Genomic DNA, 16,678 nt, shown 5'->3' with positions numbered 1-16,678 from the left:
CCGCCTCGCGAACGGCTCAGGAAGATCAAGCCCGGCGCGGGTTCCGCTGATGATTGGCGCGAGCGGTCGTTTCTCGAACACTGTTATCCATACGCTCGATGCAAGGCGGCATCCATGCCGCGCCGGGTCGCCGGCGAGCGTCATCGTCGGCCGCCGGCAACGGACGTCTGGAGAGAGCTGTGAACGCACGACCCCGGATCCGTCGAGCAGGACGCTCGACGGCAGTGGCTCTCGTCTTCGCGGATCGGATCGCCGCCAACGACGCCGCGGGGGAGCCGTTCGCGGTCCTCGCGGGAAGCACCCGCTGACAGATGGACACCGCCATGCGCTCTCGCCGCCCCCTGCGCGCCGTGCTGCTCGCAGCGCTCGCCACCGTCGCGACCGGCGCGATGCTGACCTCCGGCCTGACCGTCGCCAACGCCGCGGGGACAGGTCCGGTCACGCTGCAGCAGCGCACCAGCTCGGTCGTCACCGCGGACCCGCTGCCCACGGTGCAGATCGACAACGGCTACGTCTGGGCGCAGACGGTGATCGGCACCACCGTCTATGCGGGCGGCGGCTTCGCGAACGCGCGCGCGCCGCTGGCGGCACCGGGCACGAGCCTGACGCCGCGCAGCAACATCCTCGCCTACGACATCCGCACCGGGAACCTGCTGTCGTTCGCCCCGCAGGTCAACGGTCCCATCCGCGCCGTGGCAGCCTCTCCTGACGGCACGCGCCTCTACATCGGCGGGTCGTTCACGTCGGTCAACGGCGAGACGCGACGCAACTTCGCCGTGCTCAACCCGACGACCGGTGCGCTGCTGCCCGGCTTCAACGCCTCGATCGGCGGCGCCGGTGTGTTCGGCATCGCGGCGACGGGCGAGACGGTCTACGTCACAGGACGCTTCACGCAGGCGAACGGGGTCGCGCGGCAGAACCTCGCTGCGTTCGCCACTGCGAACGCTGCCCTGCGCTCGTGGGCGCCGACGATCGACCTGCAGGGGGACGCACTCGTCATCGACCCGGGTGGCTCCCACGTGATCGTCGGGGGCCGCTTCTACCGCACGAACGGCGTCGTCCAGCGCGGCCTCGCCCCCCTCGACCCGGTGACCGGCGCCCTGGACGCAGCGTGGGCGGCGTCGAAGACCGTCATCAACGGCTGGTCCGAGGGCGACTACGCCGGCAAGGCCGGGATCTTCGCGCTCTCCACCGATGGTTCGGGCGTGTACGGCACCGGCTGGGTGACGTCGAACTCCACCGTGGGCAACCTCGAGGGCGTGTTCGCGGCAGAGGCGGGCACCGGCGCCATCCGCTGGGTGGCCGACTGCCACGGCGATCACTACGGCGTCTTCTCGACGGGTGAGACGGTCTACGCGACGAGCCACACCCACGCGTGTGACACCGCCGGCCTCGCCCCCGAGCTGAACCCGCGCACCTACCGGTACGTCGAGGCCTTCACCGCGTCCGCGCAGGGCACGCTCACCCGCACGCCGTCCGGCGGATACAAGAACTGGAGCGGCACCCCCGCCCCTGCGCCCTTCGCCTGGTACCCGGACTTCACCATCGGCCGGACCTCCGGCCTCAACCAGGCCGGGCTGTCGATGACGGGCAACGGCCAGTACCTCTCCGTCGGCGGCGAGTTCACCAGCGTGAACAACCTCCGCTACGAGGGGCTCGTGCGCTTCTCGACCACACCGCCGAACGGGCCGAAGCAGGGCCCGCGCATCGCCAGCGCGACCTGGGGAGCCCCCACGGCCACGTCCGTCGTCGCGGGGCGCGCCCGCATCTCGATCCGCGGCAACTGGGACCGCGACGACCGCGACCTCACCTACGAGCTCAGACGGGCCGGCGCCGCCGGCGTGCTGCAGTCGCGCGTCGTGCCGTCGAGCTGGTGGTCGCAGCCGCAGGTGACCTTCACCGACACCGGCCTCACGCCGGGCACCAGCCATACCTATACGGTGCGAGCGGTCGACCGGAACGGCAACGCCGTGACGAGCCCGGCGGTCACGGTGACCGTCGCGAGCGGTCAGACGTCGGCCTACGCCAACGCCGTGCTCGATGACGGTGCCTTCCTCTACTACCCGCTGGGCTCCTCCCGGACGGACTGGGGCGAATCCACGACACCGCTGTTCGGCAGCGGCGCGACCACCATCTCGCCGGGCGCGGTCGCGGGCGTCACCGGTGAGTCGGCGTCGAGCTTCGACGGCACGACGAACGGCCGCGTGTCGTCCAACGTGATCGGCAGGGCACCGAGCGCGTTCTCGACCGAGCTGTGGTTCAACACCACGACCACCCAGGGCGGCAAGCTCATCGGCCTCGGCAGCTGGCAGACCGGCTCGTCGACCAGCTACGACCGTCACATCTACATGCGGAACGACGGCAGGCTCACCTTCGGCGTGCGCCCGGGCGGTGTGATCCGCACGATCTCGTCCCCGGCCGCGTACAACGACGGTCGCTGGCACCACGTGGTGGCGACGCAGGGCGCCGACGGCATGACGCTCTACGTCGACGGCGTGCAAGTCGCCCAGCTCATGGTCACGACCGCGCAGACGTACAGCGGCTACTGGAGGATCGGCGGCGACAACCTGAGCTCGTGGCCCAGTGCGCCGTCGTCCATGTACTTGCGCGGCGCGATCGACGAGGTCGCGGTCTACGGATCGGCGCTCTCGAGCGGCCAGGTCTCGACGCACTACGCGGTCGGCTCCGGGCAGCAGGCGCCGACGGCCGCGTTCGAGTCCACGACGAGCGCGCTCACCGCGAGCTTCGACGCGTCGGGATCGACCGCCGCGTCCGGCTCGACGATCGCCTCCTACGCGTGGCAGTTCGGTGACGGCACGACGGGCACCGGCGTCTCGCCGACCCATGTCTACGGGCGGGCAGGTACCTACCCGGTCGTCCTGACCGTCACGGACGGCCGCGGGCTGAGCAGCACCGCCACGCGGAACGCGACCGTCGAGGCTCCGAACGTCGCCCCGACGGCATCGTTCACCGCCACGATCGACGATCTGGATGCGGCGGTGAACGGGTCGGGCTCGTCGGATCCGGACGGCAGCATCGTGTCGTGGAGCTGGAACTGGGGCGACGGGACGGCGAGCACCTCGGGTGCGACGTCGACGCACCGCTACGGAGCGGCGGGCAGCTACACCGTGACGCTCACCGTGACCGATGACGACGGCGCGACCGCCACGACCACCCGCGTCATCCAGGTGACGCAGCCGGACGCGCCGGCAGCGGCGACCTTCGCCGCGTCGGACGACTTCTCGCGCACCGTCGCTTCGGGTTGGGGCACGTCAGACGTGGGCGGCCCGTGGACGATCACGGGCACCGCGACGCCCGCGTCCGTCGCCGGCGGCGTCGGCAGGCTGAACCTCGGTGCCGGGTCGACGCGCGACCTGCGGCTGAGCTCGCTCGCGCTGAGCGATGTGCGGGTCTCGATGGACCTGCGGCTCGACCAGGCGCCGGCGACCGGTTCCGCGTACGTCGGCGTGATCACGCGGTCGACGTCGGCGGGCGACTACCGGGTGCGGGTGTGGCTGCGCGACAACGGGACCGTCTGGTTGGTGGTGCAGCACGGCTCGACGGTGCTGCGCAGCTACCAGGTGCCCGGCATCACTCGGGCGGCAGGGGACTGGTTCACGCTCGAGGTGGAGGTGACCGGGTCGACGAGCACGACGGTCGACGCGAGCATCTGGCGCGCCGGCACGCCGCGGCCTGCCGCCTGGCAGGTGAGCGTGACGGACGCGACCGGAGCGAACACACAGGGGTCGGTGGGCGTGCACGCCAACCGCGCCAGCTCGTCGACCTCGACCGGCGTGTTCTCGATCGACGCGTTCCGCGTGACCGACCTCCAGTGACGGCGGTGGGCGCCCGACGGCTACATTGAGCCCGATGAGCAACTCCATCCTGGTGCTGGCGCCGCTCGCGCTCTGCGCGGGCATGGTCGCCCTGTTCGTCTTCCGCGCGAGCCCGCGGACGACGTTCGTGATGTGGGCGTTCGTGCTGTTCCTGGTGCCCATCTGGGTCGGGGTCACGGTCAGCTTCTTCTGGGCCGCGATCACGCTCGTCACGCTGGCAGCGATCGCCTCGAACTTCGCCGACGTGCGCCTCGCGATCTCGGATGCGTTCGTCGCGGTGTTCGCACTGCTCGTGCTGATCCTGTTCGCGCTGCAGCTCGCGACGCTCTCGCACTCGGTGATCGCGATCCTGCAGTGGGTCGTCCCGTACGCCTGGGGCCGGATGGTGCTGGCGCGCGTGCCGGCGCTGTTCGTCACCCGTACGATCGCAGCGTTCGCGACGGTCGCCGGGATCCTCGCGCTGGTCGAGTTCGCGACGGGGTCGAACTTCTTCGTCCTCATCCCCGGGCCGGGACCGTTCGCCGAGTGGGGGAACCTGCAGCCGCGGTCGGACTTCCTGCGGGCCGAAGGCGCGTTCGGTCACGCGATCGCGCTCGGCGCCTCGCTCGCGATGGCATCGGCGTTCGTGCTCGGGACGCGGTGGTCGGCGCCCGCCATCGTGCTCTCGCTCGCGGTGCTCGTCGGCGCGGTCGTCGTGTCGTTCAGCCGCATCGGCATCATCACCGTCGCGCTCACGATCGCGGTCAGCATCGTCGTGATGCCGGGCATCCGCCGCGCCGCGCGCTGGTGGGTCGTCGTCGGCGGCGTGACCGCGATCGCGATCCTGGTGCCGTTCCTCGGCGATGTCTTCTCCGACGCCGGCGACGAGGCGTCCGGCAGCGCCGACTACCGCACCGGGCTGCTCTCGCTGGTCTCCGAGGTGCGGCTGTTCGGCAGTGCCGGCGACTGGCAGGGGCGCATCGAGGGCGGCGTGTACTTCGGCACCTTCGCCGGCTCGGTGGACAACGCGCTGCTGCTGATCGCGCTGCGCTTCGGCTGGGTGCCGGTGCTGCTCGTGGCGGCACTGCTCGTCGCGCTCATCCTCAACGTCCTGCGGGGGCGCGCGAATCCCGCGTCGATCGCGGTGGTGTGCCAGGTGCCGGCGCTGTTCGCGGTCGCGCTCATCACGCAGTTCGGGTCGTTCCTGTGGTTCCTGACCGGCCTCGCGGTCGCGTGGACCGCGATGCAGGACGATGCGGATGCGCTCCGCGACCGGTCGAGCCAGCCGCTGCCCGTGGGCCTGGAGCCGGCGGGCGGCACGTGGTCATCCGCGAGGCGAATCCCATGAGCGGCGACGCAGGCGCAGTCAGGCAGCTATGACGCGTCCGCGGTCCGCTGCCGGGTCACCATCAGGCGCATGAAGCCGAGCAGCGAGCCCGCATCACGGCGGTAGGCGGGCACCACGAGCGCCGCGGCGGCGAGGAGCAGGCCGGCGGCCGAACCCACACCCACCTGCGCCCATGGCCCGAGTGCCGCGACCGCGGCGCCGGCCGCCCAGGCAGCCGTGCCGGCGAAGGTCGCGACGCCCACGATGCGCAGTGCACCGGCGTAGAGCCGACGCGTCGGCATCGGCGTGATGCGGGACAGCCAGGCGAGCGAGATCGGCCACTCGATCGCGTGGTACACCGCGATCGCCACCACGACCCCGACCACCCCGAAGAACGAGCCGACGGCGATGCACGCGATCTTGATGACCGCGGTGCACAGCGTGAACCGCAGCAGCTGCCCGCCCAGGCCGCGCGCCAGGTAGACCCAGTAGCCGACGTACGACAGCGTCGTCAGCAGCCCCGCGATGGCGAACATCCGCAGCAGGGGCGACGCATCCGCCCACGCGTCGCCGAGCATGATGACGACCACGGGATCGGCGAGGCCTGCGACGAGCGCGAGCGGGATGCCGATGAGGTATCCGAGCGCCAGCTGCGCCGCGGTGACGTAGGTGTCGAACCTCGGCAGGTCCTGCTGGAGGCGGGCGAGCACCGGCAGCGCGACCGACTGCAGGGGCGATCGCACCTGGCCGAGCGGGGTCATGATGAGGTGGAAGGACCGGTTGTACAGGCCGAGGCTCGACGTGCCGAAGCGGACGCCGACGACGATCGTGTCGACCTGGCGTGCGCCGTACTGGACGAGGTTCGCGGCGACTAGGTTCCAGCCCAGCGAGACCATCGACCGCACGCTCTCGTGCCGGGCGTACCGCCCCGGGAGCCAGCCGCCCCCGATCACCACGCCGACGAGCGCGACGGTGCCAGCCGTGAGCTGCTGCGCGACGAGCGCCCAGAAGCCGCCGCCCGCGAGCGCCACCACGATCGCCACGGCGAGGCCGATCGCGGCGGACGCCACGTCGGCGATCGCGAGCGGACGCAGGCGCAGCGCGCGCATGAGGCTCGCCCGGTGCTGCGTCGCGAGGCCGTTCAGCACGAACGTCAGCGAGAGCCACTGCGCCATCCCGACGATCTCGGGCTCGCCGGTGACCGCGCCGAGCGGCCACGAGCCGAGCAGCATCAGCACCGCGAGCCCCATGCCGATCAACGCGTTGATCCAGAACAGGTTGTCGCGCTGGCCCGAGGAGAGGGTGGGGGCCTGGATGGAGGCCGAGGTGAGCCCGAAGTCGCGGAAGATCTCGCCGAGGCCGACGAGGACGAGCACGATCGCGAGCAGGCCGTAGTCGTGCGGCGTGAGCAGCCGCGCCAGCACGACCACCGAGACGAGCTGCAGCACGATCCGTGCGGCCTGCGCGCCGAGCGTGAAGAGCGAGCCGCGTGCGGCGGCGTGCGCGAGCGAGGACGAGGCCATCAGCCCGTACCGCGGGCAGGGCGAGCGAGCACGCGCACCGGGCCCCCCTTCGTCTCGCACAGACCTCGGTCCGCGCCCGGCGACGGCTGCCTGACTGTGCGTCCCCCGAGCATCGCCTCATGAAGGATGCGCGCTCGGCAGGTTTCCGCGGCTGGGAGAAGTAGTGTAACCCCCATGAGGACCCGCAGCTCCGGCGAGCACATCGCGTCGAACCGCTCTCCGGCGCCGCGCGGGGGGAAGCGATGAATCCCGCTCCGGCGACGTGGACGCTGACGCACGCCTGGGAAGCGGTGCGGAAGTACTGGATCCTCATCGTGGGCTTCGCGGTGCTCGGCGGCGGCATCGGCTACGCGGTGTCCGCGAGCACCCCGCCGCGGTACCAGTCCGCAGCGTCCCTCTACTTCGCGCTCAACCAGGGCACGAGCGGCGCAGACCTGAACCAGGGATCCACCTACACGCAGAACCAGATGCTGTCGTTCGGCCGGCTCGCCACGTCGTCCAGGGTGCTGGAGCGCGTGATCGACGAGCTGGACCTGCAGAGCACGCCGCGGGAGCTGGCGCGGTCGGTCTCGATCACCGTCCCGCAGGACACGGTCATCCTCGAGGTGGCCGCCACGTCGTCCGAACCCGAGCGCGCGGCCGCCATCGCCAACAGCGTCGCCGAGCAGCTGGCCGTCGTGGTGCTGGATGTCGGCGCCGAGAGCGTCGAGGGCGCCGCGTCGATCAGTGCCTCGGTCATCGACGACGCGGTCGCGCCGACGGTGCAGACCACCCCGAACAAGACGCGTGACGCACTGCTCGCGGCGGCGATCGGCTTCCTGCTCGGCGTGCTCACGGCGTTCGTCGCGACCCTCGCCGACACGCGGGTGCGCAACGAGGCGGCCGTCGCCAGGGTCACCGACCTGCCGGTGCTGGGTGTCGTGACGCGCGCCACGCGCGGCGTGGGCGCTGGGCTCATCTCGGCGCGCGAGCCGCACGACCCGGTGTCGGAGGACATGCGGCGGATCCAGTCGGCGCTCGCCTTCACCACGCTCGACGGCACGTCGCGCCGCCTCCTCGTCACCTCGTCGTCGCCCGGCGAGGGCAAGTCGACCTTCTCGACCAACCTCGCGGTGACGCTCGCCGACTCGGGCGATCGGACGCTCGTGATCGACGCGGACCTGCGCCGCCCGCGGGTCGACGAGCTGTTCGGGCTGGACGGCTCGGTGGGCCTCACGACGGCGCTCATGGGCGGCATCGACCTGTCGCGGGCCATCGTGGGATGGCGTGAGCACGGCCCCGACGTGCTGACCTCTGGCGCGCTGCCCCCGAACCCCGCGACCGTGGTGACCTCGGAGGCGTTCCGGTCGGTGCTCGACGACGCGTCGGAGCGCTACGACGTCGTCATCATCGACTCGCCGCCCGTGCTGACCGTGGCCGACTCGAACCTGATCGCCCCGCTCGCCGACGGCGTCGTGATCGTCGTGGACGCGTCGAAGACCCGCCGGCCCCAGCTCGCGAACACGATCCGCTCGATCGAGTCGGCGGGTGGGCGGATCCTGGGCATCGTGCTCAATCGGGCTCGCCCGTCGAAGCACCGCAACACCTACTACGCCGACGATCCCAGCGCTGAGCGTCGGCAGAAGCGGCCGGTCGCGCGAGTGCGGCATTCAGCGGTGCCCAAGGCGTGACAACCGCCTGCCGACCCGCGCGCGGGCGGTCGCGGGCGCGTAGGCCAGCCGGAACCGCCGCACGAAGCGGGCGGCCTCCGCGGGCGACATGAGGCCGCGGTCGGACCACAGCCGCGCGATGCGGCGGCGGGTCGGCGCATCCGCTCGGGCGAGGGCACGACGGTGCACGGCGAACCACGCGGCCCCGGACTCGGTCGCCTCGCGGATCGCGTCCGCCGCGCCGTCCTCGGTGGCGCGCGCCGGCCACAGGATCGGCGCGGGGATCGTGTCGCCGTTGACCGGCGAGCCCGGGCCCCGCAGCAGCGACCAACCGGAGTAGAGGAAGAACTCCAGCAGTCCCGCGCGCTCGAAGGCGTCGCCGAACGACTCACGGGCCTCTGCCTCGATGTCGTCCATCATGCGGCGCGCGAGCTCGGTGTCGGCCACGAAGGGTGTCACCGTGCGCGGGAAGTCGGCGATCATCCGCTCGACCGTGTCGTCGTCGGCGCCGAGGTAGCGCAGCGTGCGCTCGAGGCCCTCGCGGAGCGGATGCGCGGCGTAGGAGTGCGTGCCGCCGCGGGCGGTGCCCGCGGCATCGACGAAGTCGTCGGCGCCGGCAGGCCCGATCAGGTGGTTCTTGGCGTCGAGGATCACGTAGTGCGGTGTGGTGATGCGCCGGGCCACGAGCAGCTTCGCCGCCTGCTGGCTGCGCCATCCATCCGTGCTGCCGACCATGCCGAGCTGCGCCGTGCGCACGAACGACACGCGCGGCGCGAGCACGGGCCCGAATCGCGCGAGCACCGCACGCCGTGCGTGGCGGCCCATGCCGCCCGCGCAGTTGTCGAGCACGATGATCGCTGCGACGCAGTCCGGATCGAGGTAGCGGGCGAGCGAGCGAGCCTGCAGTCGCAGCAGTGGCAGCTCGGGCTCGAAGACGACGGTGACGAAGGTGAGCGGGGCGGTCACGACAGGACGAGTCCGGCACTGGCCTGTGCCGGCACGGCCCGTCGGGCGTGGCGCGCGAGCTGATGCACCGAGCTGCCCTCTCGCAGTCGCATCGCGAGCTGCTCGTAGTCGTCGGCGACGTCGTCCCAGCGGAACACGCGAGCGGCTCGCTCGCGGGAGCGCAGCCCGCGCGCCAGCACGGTGGCGTCGTCGGCCTCGACGGCGTCGAACACGCGCGCCAGCTGACGCGGGTCGCCGAAGAACCAGCCGTCGTCGGCGAGCACCTCGCGGTTGAACCCGACGTCGAAGGCGATGGTGGCGGCACCGGCGCCCATCGCGCGCAGCAACGAGGGGTTCGTGCCGCCGACCGAGTGGCCGTGCACGTACGTGCGCGCGTGCGCGTAGAGCGCGTCGAGCAGATCGCTGTCGTAGACGGTCCCGATCAGGCGGATGCGCGGGTCGCCCGCCGCTGCCTCGTGGATCGCCTGCGTGTAGGCGGCGCTGTAGGGTGCGGCGCCGACGACGACGAGCGGCCGCGTCGCGCTGCTCTCCCGGTAGCCCTGCACGATCTCGAGGATGTGGTTCTCCGGCTCGAAGCGGGCGACCGCGACGTGGTAGCCCCCGTCGACGAGGTCGAGCGGCTCCAGCAGCGAGGCGTCTGTGCCGCTCAGGATCGGCGCGCCGTACCGGATGAGCTCTGTCGGCACATCGAACTCCTCCCGGTAGTAGTCGGCGATCCCCGGCGCGTCGGCGATGAGCGCATCCGCCGTCTGGACTGCGAACGACTCGGCCCAGCGATAGTAGGCGCGGCCGGCGCCGCCCCACTTGGAGCGCCGCCACTCGAGCCCGTCCATGTGGACGGCGACGGGGATGCCGCGCGCCCGCAGCAGGGGGACGTACGGGGCGTTCGCCGCATTGAAGACGAACGCGGCGTCGGGCCGCCGACCGGCCATCGCGCGCAGCGTCGCGATCCCCGTGCGGGTCAGCGTCTCCGCCTGCTTCAGGCGGAGGGCCGGCACGTGGACGACGTGCATGCCCCGGTAGGACGTGATCTCCGGCTGGGTGTCGTCGCCGTAGACGGTGACGTCGTGCCCGCGCTCGACGAGGCGAGCGCCGACCTCCTCAGCCGCAGTCTCGAATCCGCCGTAGCTGGCGGGAACGCCGCGGGTGCCGAGCATCGCGATGCGCATGGTGTCTCCTCAGGTGGTGGTGTCGGCGGCTCAGTACGCGCCGGACGGGTGGATGACGACGCGGGCGGTGCGGACCATGATCATGAGGTCCTGCATCACCGACCAGTTCTCGACGTAGCGGAGGTCGAGGCGCACGCTCTCGTCCCACGAGAGGTCGCTGCGCCCGCTGATCTGCCAGAGGCCCGTGATGCCGGGCTTGAGGTACAGCCGCCGCATCGCGACGCCGTCGTAGCTGGTCGCCTCGCTGGGCAGCGGCGGGCGCGGACCGACGACGCTCATGTCGCCCTTGAGCGCGTTCCAGAACTGCGGCAGCTCGTCGAGCGAGTGCCTGCGCAGGAAGGCGCCGACGCGGGTGATGCGCGGGTCGTCATGCAGCTTGAAGAGCGGTCCCGCGCCCTCGTTGCGCTCCAGCAGCGCTGCGAGCGCCTGCTCGGCGTCGACGTGCATGGTGCGGAACTTCAGCATCGCGAAGGTGCGCCCGTCGCGGCCGACGCGCTGCTGGCGGAAGAGGATCGGCCCGGGGGAGTCGAGCCGGATCGCGATCGCGATCGGCACGGCCAGCACCCCGACCGCCAGCAGCGCGCAGGAGGAGACGACGACGTCGAGCGCGCGCTTCAGCACGTGCTCGCCGCCGTCGAAGGTGGGGATCCGGACCTGGATGAGCGGGAGGCCATCGACGGGTCGGAAGGAGATGCGGGGGCCGGCGACGTCCGTCAGCCGGGAGAAGAGCACGAGCTCGGCGCAGGTGCCCTCGAGCTGCCGGCTGAGCCGCGTGAGGTAGGCGGGGTCGGCGTCGGGCTTCGCCGCGAGGATCACGGTGTCGGCGCCCATGCGCTCGGCCATCTCGGCGATCCCTGCGTGGGCGCTCAGCACGGGCACGCTCCGGCCGCGCAGCTCGAGCGGGTCGCCCTGGTGGCCGGCGACCGCGGCGGCGATCACGTGGTAGCCCAGGTCGGGCGCGCGGCCGAGCCGCTCGAGCACGTAGGCGACCTCGTCGTGGTCGCCGACGAGGATGGTGCGCGATGCCCATTCGCCGTCGCGGCGCCGGGCCAGCAGCCACCGGCGCCACTGCCAGCGGCCGATGAGCAGGGCGACCATGCCGGCCGGCAGCGCGATGAGCAGCTGCAGCCGGAGCGCGGGCCAGTCGACGGCGAGCGCGAGGGCGGCGAGCGCGGCGAAGGCGAGGCCCGTCGCGTGCACGACGCGGCGGTACTCCGTCGCGCCGGCGCCGAGCACCGCGGAGTCGCGGGAGCTGATGGCGGTGAGCGCGATGAGCCACGCGAGCACGACGAGCGCGGGCGCTGCGAGCACCTGCTCGAGCGGGACCGGCTCGAGCGCGGTCGCGCCGGCCGGCGCTGTGACGGTGGCGACGAGGAGCGTCGCCGCGGCGACGATCGCGAGGTCCGTCAGCGTCAGGCGCAGGCGGGTGCGGCGCTCCTGCAGCAGGCGTCGGGCGAGCGAGGGTGTGGCGCGCGGCGACTGCGCGCCGGGGAGCGCGACCGGTGCCGCGACCGGGAGTGCGGCTGGGATCGCACCGAGCTTGCGCGATGTGCCTTGCCAAGCACGCTGCACCTGCACCACCCTCTTCCGAGCAGGGCGGCGACTCGTCGCGACCCCTCACATAACGTTGTTTCCAAACAGTATGTGGAAATGAGGGATGCGCGACAAGCGAAGATCCCCGCACGAGGAGACTCGTGCGGGGATCGTCGGGCGGTGCTGAGGCGTTGCTCAGCGGAGGCCGGGATCAGTACCCCGGGTCAGCCCAGAGCGGACTCCAGGATCGCCGACAGCTCCTGCGCGGAGCGCTTCGCAGAACCGGTCGCCGGGCTCGCAGCGGGAGCCCGGCTGACGACCTTGAGCGTGCGGCCGTGCAGGTGCCGGGGGAGCGCCAGGTGCATGAAGGGCCATGCGCCCTGGTTGAGCGGCTCCTCCTGCACCCAGACGAGCGAGGCGTTGGGGTAGCGGTCGACGGTCGCGTTGATCTCGTCGATCGGCAGCGGGTACAGCTGCTCGACGCGCACGAGCGCGATGTCGGTGCGGCCGCGCTTGGCGAGCTCGGCCTTGAGGTCGTAGTGCACCTTGCCGGAGTGCAGGAGCACGCGCGTGACCGCTCCGGGATCCTGCACCTGCCGGTCGTCGATCACCGGCTGGAAGCGGCCGCTCGTGAAGTCCTCGACCGGGCTCGTCGCGTCGCGCAGGCGCAGCATGGCCTTGGGCGTGAAGACGACGAGCGGCCGGCGCGGCCGCGCGTACGCCTGCCGGCGCAGCAGGTGGAAGTGGTTCGCCGGGGTCGACGGTCGCGCGATCGTCATGTTGCGCTCGGCCGACAGCTGCAGGAAGCGCTCGATGCGGGCCGACGAGTGGTCCGGACCGGCGCCCTCGTAGCCGTGCGGCAGCAGCAGCACGAGCGACGACTGCTGGTTCCACTTCTGCTCGGCGGAGGCGATGAACTCGTCGATGACGATCTGCGCGCCGTTGGCGAAGTCGCCGAACTGCGCCTCCCACAGCACGAGCGCGTCGGGGCGCTCGACGGAGTAGCCGTACTCGAACGCCATCGACGCGTACTCGCTCAGCAGCGAGTCGTACATCGAGAGGCGGCCCTGGTCCTCGCCCAGGTTGGCGAGCGGGAGCCACTCCTGGCCGTTCGTGCGGTCGTGCATGACCGCGTGGCGCTGCACGAACGTGCCGCGACGCGTGTCCTGCCCGGACATGCGCACGGGCGTGCCCTCGATCAGCAGCGAGCCGAGCGCCAGCAGCTCGCCGAACGCCCAGTCGATGCCGCCCTCGCGGGTCGCCTTGACGCGCTTGTCGAGCACCTGCTGCACCTTCGGGTGCACCTCGAAGCCCTCGGGCGGGTTGCCGTGCGCGTCGCCGATCGCCTCGATGACCGACGGTTCGACGCCGGTCGTCTCGGGCTCGCCCACGAGCTGCTCGGGAGCGGGCGTCGGCGTCACGGCGGGCATCGAGCCGGTCGCGGCCGCGTGCGTCTCCATGAACGCCTGCTCGAGCTTGCCCTGGAAGTCCGCCTGCGCCGCCTGGTACTCCTCCTCGGTGATGTCACCGCGGCCGACGAGGTTCTCGGCGTAGAGGGTGCGGACGGAGCGCTTCGCCTCGATGAGCGAGTACATGAGCGGCTGCGTCATGGTCGGGTCGTCGCCCTCGTTGTGCCCGCGGCGGCGGTAGCAGATGAGGTCGATGACGATGTCGCGCTTGAACTCCTGGCGGTACTGGAACGCGAGCTCCGCAACGCGCACGACCGCCTCGGGATCGTCGCCGTTCACGTGCAGCACGGGCGCGTGGATCGCCTTCGCGACGTCGGTCGCGTAGGTGGACGAGCGCGACTCCGAGGGCGGCGTGGTGAAGCCGACCTGGTTGTTCACGACCAGGTGGATCGTGCCGCCGGTCTTGTACGCGCGCAGCTGCGAGAGCTGGTGCGTCTCGAAGACCACGCCCTGGCCGGCCATCGCGGCGTCGCCGTGCACGAGCACGGGGAGCACCGATGCCTCGCCGTCGCCGATGCGGTCCTGCTTGGCGCGCACGATGCCCTCGAGCACGCCGTTGACGGCCTCGAGGTGCGACGGGTTGGCCGCGAGGTAGACCGGCACGGTCGAGCCATCGGCGGCCGTGAACTCACCCGAGTTGCCGAGGTGGTACTTCACGTCGCCAGAGCCCTGGAAGACGGCTGCGCCCTCGAACTCCTGGAACACCTGGCCGTAGGTCTTGCCCGCGATCGAGGTGAGCACGTTGAGGCGGCCGCGGTGCGGCATGCCGATCGCGACCTCGTCGAGGCCGGCCTCAGCGCTGCCCGCGAGGAGCGCGTCGAGGAAGGCGATCATCGACTCGGCACCCTCGAGCGAGAAGCGCTTCTGGCCGACGTACTTGGTCTGCAGGAACGTCTCGAACGCCTCGGCCTCGTTGAGCTTGCGCAGGATGCGCATCTGCTCGTCGTGCGTCGGCTTGACGTAGGGCACCTCGAGGTGGCTCTGGAACCACTGGCGCTGCGCCGGGTCGGCGATGTGCATGTACTCGATGCCGATCGTGCGGCAGTACGAGTCGCGGAGCACGCCGAGGATGTCGCGCAGCAGCGCCGAGCGCTTGCCGCCGAACCCGCCGGTGACGAACTCGCGGTCGAGGTCCCAGAACGACAGCCCGTGCTGCTCGATCTCGAGGTCGGGGTGCGTGCGCTGCACGTACTCGAGCGGGTCGATGTCGGCCATCAGGTGGCCGCGCACGCGGAACGAGTTGATGAGCTGCGCGACGCGCGTCTGCTTCGAGAGCTCGTCGGCGGCGCGGACCGAGACGTCGGTCGACCACTTGATGGGCTCGTAGGGGATGCGCAGGTCGGCGAAGATGCCGCGGTAGAAGTCCTGGTCGCCGACGAGCAGGTTGTTCACGATGCGGAGGAACTCGCCGGAGCCCGCGCCCTGGATGACGCGGTGGTCGTAGGTCGAGGTCATCGTGACGGTCTTGCCGACGCCCGCGTCGGCCAGCCGCTCGGGGCTCGAGCCCATGAACTCGGCGGGGTAGTCGAGCGCGCCGACGCCGATGATGCAGCCCTGGCCCTGCATGAGGCGCGGCACGGAGTGCACGGTGCCGATGCCGCCGGGGTTCGTGAGCGAGATCGTCGTGCCCGCGAAGTCGCCGGCCTCGAGCTTGTTGGCGCGCGCCTTCTTGACGATCGCCTCGTAGGCCGCGACGAACTCCGAGAAGTCCATCGTCTCGCACGCCTTGATGCTCGGCACGAGCAGCGCGCGGCTGCCGTCGGGCTTCGGCATGTCGATCGCGATGCCGAGGTTGATGTGCGGCGGGGCGACGAGCGAGGGCTTGCCGTCGACCTCGTCGTAGTAGACGTTCTGGCTCGGGAACGCCTTGAGCGCCTGGACGATCGCGTACCCGATGATGTGCGTGAACGAGACCTTGCCGCCGCGCGTGCGGCGCAGGTGGTTGTTGATGACGATGCGCTGGTCGATCATCAGCTTGGCCGGCACGGTGCGGACGCTCGTCGCGGTCGGGACCGCGAGCGACTTGTCCATGTTGGCGGCGAGCGACTTCGGCATGCCGCGGAGCGTCGTGACGACGGGCTGCTCGGAGGGAGCCTGCTCGGCCTTCGCCGCCTGCTTCGCACCGGCGCTCGGCGCGTCGGCCGGGACGGGCGTGGGGCGGGCGGCCTGGCGCGTGGTGCGGGCGACGATGGCGCCGTCGGCGCGGGCGGGCGCGGGCGTCTCGGCCTGGCCCTCCTTCTGCTCCTGGGGCGCATCCTGGGCGCGCTGGCCCTTGCCGGAGTCGACGGGGCCGTCCGGGCGCGACTCGGCGCGCACCGGCTTCCGGGGCGGCGCGGGCCGCGACGGCGCGGCGCTCGCTGCGGGGGCGGCCGCGGGGGCGGGCGGTGCCGCCGCGGGCGCAGCCGCCTCCGCCGCCGCCGCCTCAGGCGCAGCGGGCGGCGTCGTCGCCCCGCTCATGCTCGTGGTCGCATCTCGGGAGGCGCGCTGTGCCGCGTACCGCTCGAGGATGGGCCACCATGACTGGGCGACGGCGCTCTTGTCCTTGGCGAAGAGCTGGTACTGCTCCTCGACGAGCCACTCGTTCGCTCCGAAGTCGCTGTCGTCCGCAGGGCTGGACACGGTATCGATCGCCTCTTCCGAAATCTCGGGCATGCCGCAGGCAGTCCGCGGCCACGTGTCCTTCCAGCATAGTGGCGCGCGCTGGGGCTCAGTGCGTGAGGCCGAGCTCGGCGAGGTCGACGCCTGCCGCCTCGACCGCGAGCAGCATGACCTCGCGCCGCCACACCACGCGCGGCTCGAAGCGCAGCGGCATCCCCGCCTCCGAGGGCGTGCGATCACCCTTCGCCCCGTTGCACGCGACGCACGCGGTGATGGTGTTGAGCCATGTCGACTCGCCGCCGCGCGAGGCGGGGTGGATGTGGTCGATCGTCGCGCCCGGGCCCTCGCAGTAGGCGCACCGCCGCCGGTCGCGGTCGAGCACGCCGCGGCGGCTCCACGGCATCCGGTCGTAGAGGCGCGTGTGGGGGATCTGCACGTAGTCGTTGAAGACCACGACGCGGGGCACCGGCAGCTCGAGCGAGTTCGAGCGGATGGTGCCGTCGGCGGCCAGCACGATCTGCGCGCGCTCCTTGACGATGAACGCGACCGCGCGCTGCAGCGATGCGACGCCGATCGGCTCGAGCGTCGCGTTGAGCACCACCACTTGCGCTGTCATCGCGTCTCCAGGT

General features: G+C 71.7%; 9 protein-coding genes. 3 read left to right on the top strand and 6 right to left on the bottom strand.

Annotated features, from left to right (window positions below):
- Positions 1-323: 323 nt before the first annotated feature.
- Together EDD26_RS13885 and EDD26_RS13880 are read left to right on the top strand one after the other, a co-directional pair.
- Positions 324-3,836, top strand: coding sequence for a PKD domain-containing protein (locus tag EDD26_RS13885; RefSeq protein WP_245989941.1), 3,513 nt, complete (start codon positions 324-326; stop codon positions 3,834-3,836).
- 34 nt (positions 3,837-3,870) lie between these two features.
- Positions 3,871-5,163, top strand: a complete 1,293-nt coding sequence (locus tag EDD26_RS13880) for a hypothetical protein (protein ID WP_123698242.1) — start codon at positions 3,871-3,873, stop codon at positions 5,161-5,163.
- 26 nt (positions 5,164-5,189) lie between these two features.
- Here the strand turns inward: EDD26_RS13880 and EDD26_RS13875 are convergent, their stop codons facing one another.
- Positions 5,190-6,665: a lipopolysaccharide biosynthesis protein gene (locus EDD26_RS13875; RefSeq protein WP_123698241.1), complete on the bottom strand. Its 1,476-nt coding sequence runs from the start codon at positions 6,663-6,665 to the stop codon at positions 5,190-5,192.
- Positions 6,666-6,907: 242 nt separating this feature from the next.
- Between EDD26_RS13875 and EDD26_RS13870 the strand changes: the two genes are divergently transcribed.
- The gene (locus EDD26_RS13870; RefSeq protein ID WP_123698240.1) at positions 6,908-8,335 is read left to right on the top strand and encodes a tyrosine-protein kinase domain-containing protein; all 1,428 of its coding nucleotides are present in this window, start codon (positions 6,908-6,910) and stop codon (positions 8,333-8,335) included.
- Here the strand turns inward: EDD26_RS13870 and EDD26_RS13865 are convergent.
- The 5 genes from EDD26_RS13865 to EDD26_RS13845 all read right to left on the bottom strand — a co-directional run bounded on the left by EDD26_RS13865 (position 8,315) and on the right by EDD26_RS13845 (position 16,665).
- Positions 8,315-9,280, bottom strand: coding sequence for a DUF6492 family protein (locus EDD26_RS13865; RefSeq protein WP_123698239.1), 966 nt, complete (start codon positions 9,278-9,280; stop codon positions 8,315-8,317). The genes EDD26_RS13870 and EDD26_RS13865 overlap by 21 nt on opposite strands.
- Positions 9,277-10,449, bottom strand: a complete 1,173-nt coding sequence (locus EDD26_RS13860) for a glycosyltransferase (protein ID WP_245989939.1) — start codon at positions 10,447-10,449, stop codon at positions 9,277-9,279. Before EDD26_RS13860 ends, EDD26_RS13865 begins: the two co-directional genes overlap by 4 nt.
- Positions 10,450-10,479: 30 nt before the next feature.
- Positions 10,480-12,021, bottom strand: coding sequence for a sugar transferase (locus EDD26_RS13855; RefSeq protein ID WP_245989936.1), 1,542 nt, complete (start codon positions 12,019-12,021; stop codon positions 10,480-10,482).
- Between the two features lie 185 nt (positions 12,022-12,206).
- A complete protein-coding gene (locus tag EDD26_RS13850) occupies positions 12,207-16,103 on the bottom strand; it encodes a multifunctional oxoglutarate decarboxylase/oxoglutarate dehydrogenase thiamine pyrophosphate-binding subunit/dihydrolipoyllysine-residue succinyltransferase subunit (RefSeq protein WP_123698238.1) in 3,897 nt (1,298 codons plus the stop codon).
- Between the two features lie 55 nt (positions 16,104-16,158).
- Positions 16,159-16,665, bottom strand: a complete 507-nt coding sequence (locus tag EDD26_RS13845) for an HNH endonuclease (protein WP_123698237.1) — start codon at positions 16,663-16,665, stop codon at positions 16,159-16,161.
- Between the last annotated feature and the right edge of the window lie 13 nt (positions 16,666-16,678).

This window comes from Agrococcus jenensis, assembly GCF_003752465.1.
GTDB lineage: Bacteria > Actinomycetota > Actinomycetes > Actinomycetales > Microbacteriaceae > Agrococcus > Agrococcus jenensis.
Note: the sequence above shows the minus strand (reverse complement) of the source record. Positions and strands in the feature narration are given on the sequence as shown.

Coding starts and splice junctions, on each gene's coding strand:
- EDD26_RS13885 (WP_245989941.1), top strand. CDS start 324: ATGCGCTCTCGCCGCCCCCTGCGCGCCGTGCTGCTCGCAGCGCTCGCC.
- EDD26_RS13880 (WP_123698242.1), top strand. CDS start 3,871: ATGAGCAACTCCATCCTGGTGCTGGCGCCGCTCGCGCTCTGCGCGGGC.
- EDD26_RS13875 (WP_123698241.1), bottom strand. CDS start 6,665: ATGGCCTCGTCCTCGCTCGCGCACGCCGCCGCACGCGGCTCGCTCTTC.
- EDD26_RS13870 (WP_123698240.1), top strand. CDS start 6,908: ATGAATCCCGCTCCGGCGACGTGGACGCTGACGCACGCCTGGGAAGCG.
- EDD26_RS13860 (WP_245989939.1), bottom strand. CDS start 10,449: ATGCGCATCGCGATGCTCGGCACCCGCGGCGTTCCCGCCAGCTACGGC.
- EDD26_RS13850 (WP_123698238.1), bottom strand. CDS start 16,103: ATGCCCGAGATTTCGGAAGAGGCGATCGATACCGTGTCCAGCCCTGCG.
- EDD26_RS13845 (WP_123698237.1), bottom strand. CDS start 16,665: ATGACAGCGCAAGTGGTGGTGCTCAACGCGACGCTCGAGCCGATCGGC.